This is a genomic window from Bradyrhizobium sp. BRP23 (assembly GCF_020194135.1).
Lineage (GTDB): Bacteria > Pseudomonadota > Alphaproteobacteria > Rhizobiales > Xanthobacteraceae > Bradyrhizobium > Bradyrhizobium yuanmingense.
The window spans coordinates 1-13,275 of the sequence record NZ_JADYVW010000008.1 but is presented as its reverse complement, the minus strand read 5'-3'; the positions used below and the strand labels follow the sequence as shown (position 1 = coordinate 13,275).

The window sequence follows — 13,275 nt, the reverse complement described above, 5'->3', positions numbered from 1 at the left end:
GACCGACCTGGAACCCGAATGACCCCCCGCGACGACGCGCCTGCGCCTCTTGATCCCGTTCCGGAACCGCATACCGGCCTGATGGGCCGTTTCCGCAATTATTTCCTGACCGGCCTCGTGGTGACGGGGCCGATTGCGATCACCCTCTATCTGGTCTGGTGGTTCGTTACCTGGGTCGACGGCGTGGTGCGGCCGTTCGTGCCGCTGGCCTACCGGCCGGAAACCTATCTTCCCTACGTCATTCCCGGCTGGGGACTGATTGTCGCATTCTTCACGCTGACGCTGGTCGGCTTCCTCGCGGCCAATCTGATCGGCCGCACGCTGGTCGATGTCGGCGAGACCTTTCTCGGCCGGATCCCGGCGGTGCGCGCGATCTATCGCGGCCTGAAGCAGGTGTTCGAGACGCTGTTCTCGGGCAAGGGCTCGAGCTTCCGGAAAGTGGGCCTGGTCGAGTTTCCTTCGCCGGGCATGTGGTCGATCGTGCTGATCTCGCAGTCGCCGAACGAGGACATCTCGCGCAGCCTGCCGGGGCAGGAGGAGCACGTGTCGGTGTTCCTGCCGTGCTCGCCGAACCCGACAACCGGCTTTTTCTTCTATGTCCCCAAGAGCAAGATCATCGAGGTCGATCTCACCGCCGAGGACGCCGCGACGCTGATCATGTCGGCCGGCGTGGTGCAGCCGGGCTCGTCGCCCGATCCGAAGAAGGCGGCCGCGCTTGCGGGCATGGCGAATGCCGCGCGTATCGCCAATGCCTCCACGCTCCGGCCCGAGCCTGCGAAGGCGGAGTAGGGCCATTCCGTTGCGGGATGGTCGCGTTCACGCGGGCGCATTCGTCCTCTGCTAGGCTCAGGTCGACCGAACCTGCCGCTCGGAATTCGACCTGGAGTGCACGATGTCCAAAACCATTGCGATCCTCGCCCCCGGCGCCATGGGCAGCGCCGTGGCCCGCCGCCTCAGCGAGAACGGTGCGCGCGTGCTGACGTCGCTCAAGGGGCGGAGCGGGGCGACGCTGAAACGCGCGGCGGACGCCGGCATGGTCGGCGCCGACGACGATGCGATCGCGGACGCCGACATCATCCTCTCGATCGTGCCGCCGGGCGAGGCCGTCGCGCTGGCCGAACGGCTGGCCGCGCTGATCGTCAGGCGCGAGAAGAAGCCGGTCGTGGTCGATTGCAACGCCGTCAATGTCGATACCGTGCAAAGAATCGAGGAGATCATCGGCTCGGTGCAGGCGCCGTTCGTCGATGCCGGCATCATCGGCTTTCCGCCGCAGCCAGGTGGCAAGAGCCCGGCCTTCTACATGTCGGGCGAGCACGCCAAGGACGTTGCCGTGCTTGGGGATCTCGGCCTCGACGTGCGGATCGTCGAAGGCCCGGTCGGCGCGGCCTCGGCGTTGAAAATGTCCTATGCCGGCGTCGTCAAGGGCCTCGCCGGCATCGGATCGGCGATGGTGATCGCAGCCACGAAGGCGGGCGCGGCCGATGCACTGCGCGACGAGCTCGCGCTGAGCCAGCCCGCCATCTTGGCGCGGCTCGAAGTCGCGCTGCCCGACATGATCCCGAAGGCCTATCGCTGGGTCGCCGAGATGCGGGAGATTTCAGGATTCCTCGGGCCCGATCATCCGGCCAGCCAGATCTACGAGGGCTTTGCGCGGTGGTTCGAGCATCTGGCGGAGGATGCGAAGGGGGAGGCTGTGGATGCGGGATTGATGAAGACCTTCGCGGCGAGCATCGCGCGGAAGAAGGCCTGATCGCGCGCATTCTCGCTCTCTCAACACGTCATTGCGAGCGCAGCGAAGCAATCCAGGCTGCCTCCGCGGGAAGATTCTGGATTGCTTCGCTGCGCTCGCAATGACGTGGAGGTTCCGGTGCCTTTGCGTCTGTCACGAATCTTGCGGCACTGCCTCAAAGTTAGCCCGCTCCGATCAGCGGAATCGCCTCGTCGCGCTCATAGAGATACAGCAGGCACCGCAGCGCTTCGCCGCGTTCGCCCTTCAGCTTCGGATCCTCCTTGAGGATTCGCAGCGCCTCGTCTCTTGCCTGGGCGATCAACTGGCCATGCACCTCCGGGCGCGCGATGCGGTAGCCGGGCAGGCCGCTCTGGCGCACGCCCAGCACGTCGCCTTCGCCGCGCAGCTTCAGGTCTTCCTCGGCGATGCGGAAGCCGTCGGTGGTCTCGCGGATCACTTTCAGCCGCGCCTTCGACATCTCGCCGAGCGGCTCGCCATAGAGCAGGATGCAGGTCGATGCTTCGGAGCCGCGCCCGATGCGGCCGCGGAGCTGGTGGAGCTGGGCAAGACCGAAACGCTCGGCGTTCTCGATCACCATGATGGTGGCGGCCGGAACGTCGACGCCGACCTCGACCACGGTGGTCGCGACCAGCAGGCCGATGTCGTGCGCGGCGAACTGGGCCATGACGCGGTCCTTCTCGGTGCCCTTCATCTGGCCGTGGACGAGGCCGACGCGATCGCCGAAGCGCTTTTGCAGGGTCTCGAAACGCTTGGTGGCGTTGGTGAGATGCTCGGTGCCCTCAGCCTCGGACTCCTCGACCAGCGGGCAGATCCAGTAGACCAGCTTGCCGGCTTCGAGCGCACGGCCGACGCCTTCCATGACCTCGCCGATGCGGCTCATCGGCACGGCGCGGGTATCGATGGGCTGGCGGCCGGCCGGCTTTTCGCGCAGCTCGGAGATGTCCATATCGCCGAAATAGGTCAGCACCAGCGTGCGCGGGATCGGCGTTGCGCTCAGCACCAGCACGTCGACAGCCTCGCCCTTGGACGTCAGCGCGAGGCGCTCGCGCACGCCGAAACGGTGCTGCTCGTCGACGATGGCGAGCGCGAGATCCCTGAACACGACATCGTCCTGGATCAGCGCATGGGTGCCGACGAGCAGGTCGATCCCGCCCTCGGCGAGCTCAGTGATGATCTCGCGCCGCTCCTTGCCCTTCTCGCGGCCGGTGAGGATCGCGACCCGCAATCCCGCGCGCTCGGCGAGCGGAGCGATGGTCTTGATGTGCTGGCGCGCCAGGATCTCGGTCGGGGCCATCAACGCGGCCTGCTTGCCGACCTCGGCGACCGCGGCGGCCGCGAGCAGCGCCACCACGGTCTTGCCGGAGCCGACGTCACCTTGCAGCAGGCGCAGCATGCGCAGCGGCTGCTTGAGGTCTTCGGCAATCGCCGCCGCAGCGTTGCGCTGTGACGGTGTGAGCGCGTAAGGAAGGGCATCGATGATCTTGTTGCGCAGATGCCCGTCGCCGGCATTGCGCACGCCCGCAGGACGGCGCAGCTGCGCGCGGATCAGGGCGAGCGCGAGCTGGCCGGCCAAGAGCTCGTCGAAGGCGAGGCGCGACCAGAACGGCCGGTCGGGCAAGATGTCGGTCAGCTCGACCGGCTGGTGCACGCGATTGAGCGCCTCCGCGATCGGCGGGAAGTCACATCGGCGCAGCACCTCCGGGCTGATCCATTCCGGCAGCGCGGGAAGCTTTTGCAGCGCCTGCGCGATCGCGCGGCGGAGCGAGCCGAGCGCGAGCCCTTCCGTCAGCGGATAGACCGGGTCGATCCCTGACAGCTTCGAGATCGCCTCCTCGTCGAGCACGCGATCGGGATGCACGATCTGCGGGATGCCGTCGTACATTTGCAGCGTGCCGGAGACGAAGCGCTTCTCGCCGACCGGCAAGAGCTTCTCGACAAAGCCCGGCTTGGCGCGGAAGAAGGTCAGCACCACGTCGCCGGTATCGTCGCTGGCGTAGACCAGATACGGCGCGCGCGAATTGCGCGGCGGCGGCGGGCGGTGACGATCGACGGTGACCTCCAGCGTCACCATGGTTCCAACGGCCGCGTCGCGGATCTTCGGCCGGGCCCGGCGGTCGATCACCTGGCTCGGCAGATGCAAGAGCAGATCGACTAGCCGCGGCGTCTCGCTGCGGCTGAGCAGGTACTGCAACAGCTTGTCCTGCTTCGGACCGACGCCGGACAGGCTGGTCACGGGAGCAAACAGTGGATTGAGCAGGCTGGGGCGCATTCGGGGAATCTAAGATCGTTCCTCGCCGTCATGCCCGGCTTTATGCCGGGCATCCACGGCTTTTTTTCCGCGCGACGTGGATGGCCGGGACATAGGCGAGCGGAAGCGACGCCGTCCTTCAGACGGCTATGCCCGGCCATGACGGATTGGAGGGACGACCTCCCGCAACAAAGGGCTGACACCGGGGGTCCAAGTGGCTATATCACCCCCGCCCGGCACGTCCGGGCTTTCTGCGTTTGACTGGATTTGAGACATGACGGGAACGACACGATCGAGCAGCGGGCTGGATGACCGCCGCAAGCGGCTTCTGTTCCGCTGCTGGCACCGCGGCACGCGCGAGATGGACCTGATCCTCGGCCGCTTCGCGGATGCCGAGATCGGCAATCTGTCCGACGACGAGCTGAGCCAGCTCGAGACCTTGCTCGAGGTCAACGATCCCGATCTCTATGCCGCCATCACCGGTGACAAGGTGCTGCCGGCCGACGTCACCGGCGCGCTGTTTGCCCGCATCAAGGCGTTCCCGATCGCGGACGGCAACGCATGAAGCAGGGAATGAAATCTCCGGCCGAGCTGCTCGCGCCCGGCCGCGCGCTGACGCTCGCCAATGTCGCGGAAGGTGCCGAAGGCCTCGTCGTCTCCGATCTCGCCCGTGCCATCGCGGCGCGGCCGAAGAAGCCGGCGGTCAGCCTCGCCGTGGTCTGCCGCGACGGCGGGCGCATGCAGTCGCTCGAACGCGGCTTGCGGTTCTTCGCGCCCGATCTGCCGGTGCTGACCTTCCCGGCCTGGGACTGCCAACCCTATGACCGCGTCTCGCCGCATGGCGGCGTGCTCGCCCAGCGCCTGACCACGCTGGCGCGGCTGGCCTCGCTCACCGGCAGCGACAAGCCGCTGATCGTGCTGACCACGGTGAACGCGGTGGTGCAGCGCGTGCCCGCGCGCGAGCTGGTCGCGGCGCAGGCGCTGTCGGTCGCGCCGGGCAATGTCGTGCCGATGGACACCGTTGTCGCCTGGCTCGAGCACAACGGCTACAACCGTTCCTCCACCGTGCGCGAGCCCGGCGAATATGCCGTGCGCGGCGGCATTTTGGATCTGTTTCCGGCCGGCCTCGAGCAGCCAGTGCGGTTCGACTTCTTTGGGGACAGCCTGGAATCGATCCGCTCCTTCGACGCGGAGACCCAGCGCACGCTGCTCGACATGCGCTCGCTCGACCTCGTACCGGTCTCCGAGTTCCAGCTCGTCACCGACACCATCCGCCGTTTCCGCATGGGCTATGTCGCCGAGTTCGGCGCGCCCGAGCGCGACGATGCGCTGTACGAGGCGGTCAGCGAAGGCCGCCGCCATCCCGGCATGGAGCACTGGCTGCCGCTGTTCCAGGACCGGATGGACACGCTGTTCGATTATCTGCAAGGCGCTGCGATCGCGATCGAGCCGCAGGCCGAGGACGCCGTGCGCGAGCGCTTCAAGCAGATCCTTGACTATTACGAGGCCCGGCGCGATGCGATGGAGCATCCCAGCGGCGGCGCGATCTACAAGCCGCTGCCGCCCGACCGGCTGTACCTGACCGAGGAGGAATGGACCAAGCGCCTCGGCGCGATCCCGCTGGCGCGGCTGACGCCGTTCTCGGTGCCGACCGACGGCACCGGCGTAGTCGATGCAGGTGCGCGCAAGGGCCGCGATTTCGCGCCGGAGCGCAACGACAGCAATGTCAACGTGTTCGAGTCCGTGGTCAGCCACGTCATGGCGCTGCAGGCGCAGCGCAAGAAGGTCGTGATCGCGCTGTGGACGGAGGGCTCGCGCGACCGCATGACCTCGATGCTGCGCGACCACAAGCTCGCCCACACCACCAGCGTCAATTCGTGGCGGACGGTGCAGGCGACGCCGCGCAACGAGACCATGCTCGCCGTGCTCGGCCTCGAGAGCGGCTTCGAGACCGACGAGATCGCCGTCATCAGCGAGCAGGACATCCTTGGCGATCGCCTGGTGCGGCCGCGCAAGGCCAGTCGCAAGCTCGACAATTTCATCTCGGAGGTGACGAGCCTCACCGCCGGCGACATCGTCGTCCACGTCGATCACGGCATCGGCCGGTTCATCGGCCTGCAGACGCTGGACGTCGCCGGCGCGCCGCATGACTGCCTCGAGCTGCATTATGCCGCCGAGACCAAGCTGTTCCTGCCGGTCGAGAACATCGAGCTCTTATCGCGTTACGGCTCTGATCAAACCACGGTCGAGCTCGATCGGCTCGGTGGCTCGGGCTGGCAGACCCGAAAAGCAAAACTGAAGAACCGCATCCGCGAGATCGCGGGCGAGCTGATCAAGATCGCGGCCGAACGCATGCTGCACGAAGCGCCGAAGCTGCCGGTGCAGCAGGGCGTCTACGACGAGTTCTGCGCACGCTTCCCCTATGACGAGACCGAGGACCAGCTGGGCGCGATCGAGTCCACGCTGAAGGATCTCGAAAAGGGCCGCCCGATGGATCGCCTGATCTGCGGCGACGTCGGCTTCGGCAAGACCGAGGTGGCGCTGCGCGCCGCCTTCGCCGTGGCGCTCGACGGCAAGCAGGTCGCGGTCGTGGTGCCGACCACGCTGCTGGCGCGTCAGCACTACCGGACCTTCAGCGAGCGCTTCAAAGGCTTCCCGGTCAACGTCGCGCAGGCCTCGCGCCTGATCCCGACCAAGCAGCTCAACGAGGTCAAGAAGGGTATCGCCGACGGCTCGGTCGACATCGTCGTCGGCACCCACGCGTTGCTCGGCAAGGCGATCAAATTCCGCGACCTTGGCCTGCTCATCGTCGACGAGGAGCAGCATTTCGGCGTCAGCCACAAGGAGCGGTTGAAGGCGCTGCGCGCCGAGGTGCACGTGCTGACGCTGTCGGCGACCCCGATCCCGCGCACGCTCCAATTGGCACTGACCGGCGTCCGCGAGCTCTCGATCATCGCATCGCCCCCGGTCGACCGTCTCGCGGTGCGAACCTTCGTCGCCCCGCACGATCCCCTGATGATCCGCGAAGCGCTCCTGCGCGAGCGCTATCGTGGCGGCCAGGCGTTCTACGTGGTGCCGCGCATCGACGATCTCGCCGAGGTCAAGGACTTCCTCGACAAGAACGTGCCCGAGATGAAGGTCGCGGTCGCGCATGGCCAGATGCCGCCGGCCGTGATCGAGGACATCATGACCGCGTTCTACGACGGCAAGTTCGACGTTCTGTTGTCGACCACCATAGTCGAGTCCGGCCTCGACATCCCCAACGCCAACACGTTGATCGTGCATCGCGCCGATATGTTCGGCCTTGCCCAGCTCTACCAGCTGCGCGGCCGCGTCGGCCGCTCCAAGCTGCGGGCCTATGCGCTGTTCACGCTGCCGGCGCAGCAGAAGATCACGGCGCAGGCCGAGCGCCGGCTCACCGTGCTGCAGTCGCTGGAGACGCTGGGCGCCGGCTTCCAGCTCGCCTCGCACGACCTCGACATCCGCGGCGCCGGCAATTTGCTCGGCGAGGAGCAGTCCGGCCACATCAAGGAGGTCGGCTTCGAGCTCTATCAGTCGATGCTGGAGGAGGCGATCGTCAACCTCAAGGCCGGCGTCTCCGAGCCCGCCGCCGATCGCTGGTCGCCCCAGATCACCATCGGCATGCCCGTGCTGATTCCGGAGGACTATGTCAGCGACCTCTCGGTGCGGCTGTCGCTGTACCGGCGCCTGGCCGATCTCGACACCGAGGAGGAGATCGAGAATTTCGGCGCCGAGATGCGCGACCGCTTCGGCGTGCTGCCGGACGAGGTGCGCTATCTGTTCAAGGTCGCCGCGATCAAGGCGTTCTGCCGCCGGGCCAATGTCGAGAAGATCGACGCCGGCCCGAAGGGCGCCGTCATCGTCTTCCGCGACAATTCCTTCGCCCATCCCGAGCGCCTCGTGAGCTTCATCCGCAGCTACGGCCAGGCCGCCAAGGTGCGGCCCGACATGAAGGTTGTGTTCCTGCAGGACTGGGAGACCCCGGAAGAGCGTCTTGCCGGCACCACGGAGATCATGCGGCAGCTGGCGCAGCTCGCCGAGAGCAAGAAGGCGGCGTAGAGGCACCGGCCTCACCGCGTCATTGCGAGGAGCCCTTGCGACGAAGCAATCCAGAGTCTTTCCGCGGAGGGATTCTGGATTGCTTCGCTGCGCTCGCAATGACGGTGGTTATTGCGACAGCCCGCGAGAAAGCTAAGACGCCGCCCTTGACGCGTCCGCCGACAGCCGCGCCAGCAAGGACCTTGCCGTATCCGACGGCGACAGCGAGTCCACGCTGACCACGGGATCGCTGCGCATCTCGTGCTTGCCGTTGGACGTGTGCCGCATCACTGCCGAGAGACGACGCGCGATCATGTGCGCGGTGCGGAAGTCGGTCTCGGCGAACACGACAATGACCGAGCCGTCCTTCTGCGCGGCACCAAAGTCCATCTGCCGCATCAGGCGGCTGAGGATGCGGGCGGCGTCGAGCTGGGCGCGGGGATTGTTGGGATCGAAGGCGAAGCGCGCGACCGAGAGGCCGCCGCCGCGGGCGAGCGTCTGCTCGACCGCCTTGGCGAAATCGCGGGCGAAGGCTTCCACCGTGAGCAGGCCGCTGCGCGGATCGAGCCAGCCGCCGGCATCGATCGAGCGTAGCGTGCGGCTCAGCTGCGCTTCCATGGCGTGCTGGCGGATCAAGGGTAGCGCGTTGGCCGCGATCCTCGGCGGCTCGCCGGTGATCAGCTCGAGATTGGGCAGGTCGTAGCTCTGGGTGAGCTGGTGGGCGGTGACAACCACGGGCAGGCTGCGGAAGCGGGTGTCTTCGGCGAGCACGGTCAGAAACGCATCGGTCACGCGCGCGGTAAAACCTTCGGCGAGCACGACGCCGTCGAGATCGCGGGTGTTGAGGTGTTTCGCGGCAGCCTCGATCGAGAGCGCACCGACCACGCCGACGCGTTCGCCGAACGCGACGGAGAGCGCAGGGTAAGCCGCGCCGCGGCCGATCAGGAGCACGGTGGCATCGCGTGCGGGATCGCCCTGCGGCAGCGCGACTTTCACTTCGGGCAGCCGGCGCAGAACCGTTGCGTGCAATGTCCGCACGCGCAGCGCCGCCCGGAGCCGCGCGATCAGCCGGTCGGGATTGCCGCCGCGCGAGGAGAAGGGCAGGGCGTTGTGCGGCAGCGTGCCCGCCGCATCCAGGGCCACGAAGGGCAGGTAAGGCGATTGAGCGGCGATCTTCTGAGCAAGCCGCGTCACATGCGGCTCGTGCCCGGCATGGACCGCAGCGAGAACCGCGGCCGGCTGCACCTCTTCGACCGCGCGCGGCGCGCTGGTCCAGTCGGTGTCGACAACGGGAAAGAGCCGGTCCTCGTCCAGCGCCGCCACGAAGGCGGGGCGTTCGGCATCGGACACAAACAGGATCGGGCCCGCCTGGGACATGTAAAAACTCTGATCGCGCAACAATTTGCCGCCGCAATCTAGGTTGGCCGCCTTAATGCTGCGTCAACGCAGGCGCTGAAACCGCGCCTAGACCGGCCCAGAGCGGTCGCGAAAAGCCTCGACCATCAGGGGGTTAAGCCCGAGCTCGCTGAGCGCCTCGCGGGCGCGGGCATTGTCCTGGGCGCGCCCGGCGAGCCGGTGGCCGGAGAGGCGGTCGGGCAGCGCCGTGAGCAGCGCGCCCTGGCCGAGCCGGCGCGCCCATTCCTGCAGGTCGTTTGAGAGGAAGCGATAGCCGCCGACGGCCATGATGCCGGAGGGCGGCGCGGTGATGCAGATCGCGCCGCTCGGGCGATCGAGCCGCGCGGCATAGCCGGTGTCGACATAGTCACGCGGCGGCTGCGCCGTCAGCGTCTCGCCGACCGGCTGCGGCGGGGCGTAGGCCGCGATCGGCACCATCGCGCCGCGCAGGCCAAGCGTGCCCTTCGGCGTCAGCAGGATCTCGCCGGCGATGGAGGAGCCGGACTGCTCGCGCGGAGCGCCGTGCGGCCCCGGCATCACCGGCACCGGCATGCCGTCCTCGCCGCGGCGGGCGCCGAACAATCCGGCCTCGCCGAACAGGTAGACGTCGGTCAGCGGCGCATGCGGCGCGATCCAGGCATCGCTTGCCGCGACCTGCTCGGGCGCGCGCCACAGGCCGATGACGTTGCGCAAAGTGGGCATCCGCGCCGCGAGGTCGGCATCGCCGAGCCGCAGCGCGAGCTGCGCCGGCGCGATCAGCACCTCGCATTCGTGCTCGTTGATCTGCTGCTCCAGCACATCGTTCTCGAACGGATGATGCAGCGCCATCGTGCCGCCCGAGAGCAGCCACACCGCGAGCGAGGAGGCGAGCCCTGCGAACGACATCGGCGTGAACGCCGCCATCACGGTCGCGCCCTGCTTGATGTCGGCTTCGAGCGACATCGCAAGGCCGCCCGCGATCAGGCTGAAATGCGGCCGCGGCACCGGACGGAAGCCCTCCGCCGTGACGTCGAAGGAGATCATGGCCGCCTTGCGGCCGTCCTGGATCACGGCGCGCGTGGTGCCGGGCGGGCGTGCCAGGACGTCGTCGAGCGAAGCCATGCCTTCGGGCAGGTCGCTTCCGAAGCCGTAGACGTGCCGGATCGAGAACGCCTCGGCCGCGGCGTGCATGGCGAGATCAGCATAGCTGACGCCGTCGACCGTGCTCATGGTAACGATGGCGCGCGCGGCGGTGCGGTTGAGCGCTGCGGTCAGTTCCGCATGGCGCCAGAGCAGCGGCAGCACGGCGACGACGAGGCCGGCGCGATGGGCGGCGAGCACGGTCAGCACGAACTCGACCGTGTTGGGCAACTGGATCGCGATCACGGAATTGGCGGGCAGGCCGGATTCGACGAAATGCGCCGACAGCGCCTCGATGGCGGTATCGGCCTCGGTATAGCTCATCCGCCGCGGCTGGTGCCCGGTGATGCGTGCCTTGTTGAGCGGATCGAGCAGGGCGGTCGCGTGCGGCTGCCGCATCAGCGTGCGCTGAAACAATGTGTCGAGCGTCGGCGATATTGCTGGCTGGTTCACGGCGTCACTTCGCTTGATGAGCTTGCGGCTGCCCCTTCGACCACCAGGTCTCCGGCAAATAGCCCGAGAGCGAGGTGGTCTTGGGCCGTTCTATCCGATTCCAGCGCGCGATCCATTGCTCCGATACGTTAAACAGCGGGATTGTGTAGAAGCCCGCGATCAGAGCGCGGTCGAGCGCGCGCACTGCCGAAACGAAATCCGTATGTTCACGGGCCTCGAGCAGGGCGGCGATCATGGCATCGACGGCGGGATCCCTGGCGCCCATGTAGTTGCGGGTGCCCGGATTGTCCGCGGCCGCGCTGCCCCAATAGAAATACTGCTCGTTGCCGGGCGACAGCGACTGGTCCCAGCGGTTCTGGATCATGTCGAACTCGTAGGCGAGCCGGCGCTGGTCGAATTGCACGGGATCGACCGAGCGCACGCTGGCCTCGATGCCGGCGCGCCTGAGGTCGCGCTGGAAGGCGAGCGCGATGCGCTCCTGGTCGCGCGTCGTGACCATGATCTCGAAGGTGAAGGGGCTCTTGGTCGCGCGATTGCGCAGCACGGTGCCGTCGAGATCGTAGCCGGCCTGCGACAGCAGCTTCAGCGCGGCGCGCAGCGTGGTGCGGTCGCGGCCTGATCCGTCAGTGACCGGCAGGCGGTAGCTGCCGTCCAGGATGTCGGGCGGCATCCGTGTGGCGAACGGTTTGAGCAGCTCGCGCTCGCGCGCATCCGCAGGCCTGCCATGGGCCGACAGTTCCGAGCCGGCGAAATAGCCGGCCACGCGCGAATAGAGCCCGAAGAAATAGCTGCGGTTCACCAGCTCGAAATCGAGCAGCAGCGTCAGGGCCTGCCGCACACGGATGTCGGCGAAGACAGGACGGCGGGTGTTGAACACCAGGAATTCGGACGGCTGCGGCAGGCCGGGCTTGACGGTGTCGCGGATCACCTCGCCGCTTTTGGCTGCCGGAAAGTCATAGCCGTCGTGCCAGCGCAGCGGCTCGTGCTCGACGCGGAAATCGTAGAGGCCGCGCTTGAACGCCTCGAACTGCCCGTTGGCCTCGCGAAAATAGTCGAGCCGGATCTCGTCGAAATTGTAGAGCCCGCGATTGATGGCGAGGTCGCGGCCCCAATAATCGGGATTGCGCGCAAGCGTCACGCTGGCGCCGGGCTTCACCGCGGTGACGCGATAGGGGCCCGAGCCAATCGGCGCGGTCAGCGTCGTTTCCTCGAAGGTCGCGACGTCGATGGCGTGCTTCGGCAGGATCGGCATCAGGCCGAGAATCAGCGGCAGCTCGCGGTCGTTGGCGCCTGTCAGGTCGAATCGGACGGTGAGGGGGTCGGGCGCTTCGGCCTTGGCGACCTTGGCGTAGTATTGCCGGTGATTGGGGCGGCCGCGGTCGCGTAGCAGCTGCCAGGAGAACAGCACGTCCTCGGCCGTGACCGGCTTGCCGTCGGAGAAGCGGGCGCGAGGATCGAGACGGAAGGTGACGAAGCTTCGCTCGTCATTGGTTTCTACGGTCCTGGCGAGCAGGCCGTAAAGCGTGAACGGCTCGTCCTGCCCGCGCGCCAGCAGGCTCTCGACCACGTAGTTGCGGACCGGCTGCACCGCCAATCCCCTCACGATGAAGGGATTGAGGCTGTCGAAGGTGCCGAGAATGCCCCAGGTCAGACGGCCGCCCTTGGGGGCATCGGGGTCGGCGTAGGGCATGTGGCTGAAGTCGGCGGGCATCGCCGGCTTGCCGTGCATGGCGATCGCGTGGGCCTCCTCGGCCGCGGCGGTGCCTGCCGACAGCATCCCGGCAAGCGCAAGGGCAAGTGCAAGGGCAAGCGTATAGGGGCGGAGGCCGGGGCCCTCGAAGAGGCGCTGGAACATGAACATCGGCACAAGGTGATTCGAGGACCGTCGGGCGAATCTTATCACAGGGAATTTGATGGGGCTTTCGCGCCAGACCGGCCAAAGACGCTTGTCGGCATTGATCTTTTCGTCGGCCACGTTAAGAAGGCACCCAATCGCGCAAGAGCGTCGAGCCCGTCACTTATCCGCCTCAATTGACGGGGAGAGAGCCGCGCCCAAGGCGGCCAGGTTCGGCGCTTCGGAGCGGTTCGGGCACTTCCCGTTCAGAAAGGGTTTTCCGCAATGAATTTCCGTTACTTGGCCGCGTCCGTCCGGCCGCGCGGGCGACTTCTCGCCCTGTTGACGGCGACGGCGTTGGCCGTTCCGTTTGCCGCCGAGGCCCAGACCCCTGCGCCGGCCCCCGGCGCAGGGGTC

Annotated in this window: 8 protein-coding genes and 1 pseudogene; 5 read left to right on the top strand and 4 right to left on the bottom strand. The window is 67.3% G+C overall.

Annotation, left to right across the window (positions count from 1 at the left end; translation table 11 throughout):
* Positions 1-18: 18 nt before the first annotated feature.
* Together I6F24_RS21800 and I6F24_RS21795 are read left to right on the top strand one after the other, a co-directional pair.
* Positions 19-789 carry a DUF502 domain-containing protein gene (locus tag I6F24_RS21800; protein WP_036012517.1) on the top strand — a complete coding sequence of 257 codons (771 nt, stop codon included), beginning with the start codon at positions 19-21 and terminating at the stop codon, positions 787-789.
* Positions 790-892: 103 nt separating this feature from the next.
* Positions 893-1,750 carry an NAD(P)-dependent oxidoreductase gene (locus I6F24_RS21795; RefSeq protein WP_036028116.1) on the top strand — a complete coding sequence of 286 codons (858 nt, stop codon included), beginning with the start codon at positions 893-895 and terminating at the stop codon, positions 1,748-1,750.
* Between the two features lie 160 nt (positions 1,751-1,910).
* Here the strand turns inward: I6F24_RS21795 and recG are convergent, their stop codons facing one another.
* On the bottom strand, positions 1,911-4,019 hold the full coding sequence (gene recG / locus I6F24_RS21790; RefSeq protein ID WP_036028115.1) for an ATP-dependent DNA helicase RecG: 2,109 nt from the start codon (positions 4,017-4,019) through the stop codon (positions 1,911-1,913).
* Positions 4,020-4,272: 253 nt separating this feature from the next.
* Here recG and I6F24_RS21785 point away from each other — a divergent pair, with 253 nt between their 5' ends.
* The gene (locus I6F24_RS21785) at positions 4,273-4,563 is read left to right on the top strand and encodes a succinate dehydrogenase assembly factor 2 (RefSeq protein ID WP_036028114.1); all 291 of its coding nucleotides are present in this window, start codon (positions 4,273-4,275) and stop codon (positions 4,561-4,563) included.
* A complete protein-coding gene (mfd, locus tag I6F24_RS21780; protein WP_036028113.1) occupies positions 4,560-8,078 on the top strand; it encodes a transcription-repair coupling factor in 3,519 nt (1,172 codons plus the stop codon). The genes I6F24_RS21785 and mfd overlap by 4 nt, the downstream gene beginning before the upstream one ends.
* A gap of 132 nt (positions 8,079-8,210) precedes the next feature.
* Here the strand turns inward: mfd and I6F24_RS21775 are convergent, their stop codons facing one another.
* The 3 genes from I6F24_RS21775 to I6F24_RS21765 form a co-directional block, all read right to left on the bottom strand.
* Positions 8,211-9,434, bottom strand: coding sequence for a hypothetical protein (locus I6F24_RS21775; protein ID WP_036028112.1), 1,224 nt, complete (start codon positions 9,432-9,434; stop codon positions 8,211-8,213).
* Positions 9,435-9,521: 87 nt separating this feature from the next.
* Positions 9,522-11,024 carry a class I adenylate-forming enzyme family protein gene (locus tag I6F24_RS21770; protein ID WP_074447962.1) on the bottom strand — a complete coding sequence of 501 codons (1,503 nt, stop codon included), beginning with the start codon at positions 11,022-11,024 and terminating at the stop codon, positions 9,522-9,524.
* A gap of 4 nt (positions 11,025-11,028) precedes the next feature.
* Entirely contained in the window at positions 11,029-12,885 is a 1,857-nt protein-coding gene (locus I6F24_RS21765) for an extracellular solute-binding protein (RefSeq protein WP_036028119.1), read from the bottom strand.
* Between the two features lie 258 nt (positions 12,886-13,143).
* Here I6F24_RS21765 and I6F24_RS21760 point away from each other — a divergent pair.
* Positions 13,144-13,275: pseudogene (locus I6F24_RS21760) on the top strand (invasion associated locus B family protein); the annotation flags it as partial.

Bases quoted from the DNA above. Each gene is read 5' to 3' on its own strand.
- mfd (WP_036028113.1), top strand. From the start codon at position 4,560: ATGAAGCAGGGAATGAAATCTCCGGCCGAGCTGCTCGCGCCCGGCCGC.
- I6F24_RS21795 (WP_036028116.1), top strand. From the start codon at position 893: ATGTCCAAAACCATTGCGATCCTCGCCCCCGGCGCCATGGGCAGCGCC.
- recG (WP_036028115.1), bottom strand. From the start codon at position 4,019: ATGCGCCCCAGCCTGCTCAATCCACTGTTTGCTCCCGTGACCAGCCTG.
- I6F24_RS21775 (WP_036028112.1), bottom strand. From the start codon at position 9,434: ATGTCCCAGGCGGGCCCGATCCTGTTTGTGTCCGATGCCGAACGCCCC.
- I6F24_RS21800 (WP_036012517.1), top strand. From the start codon at position 19: ATGACCCCCCGCGACGACGCGCCTGCGCCTCTTGATCCCGTTCCGGAA.
- I6F24_RS21785 (WP_036028114.1), top strand. From the start codon at position 4,273: ATGACGGGAACGACACGATCGAGCAGCGGGCTGGATGACCGCCGCAAG.
- I6F24_RS21765 (WP_036028119.1), bottom strand. From the start codon at position 12,885: ATGTTCATGTTCCAGCGCCTCTTCGAGGGCCCCGGCCTCCGCCCCTAT.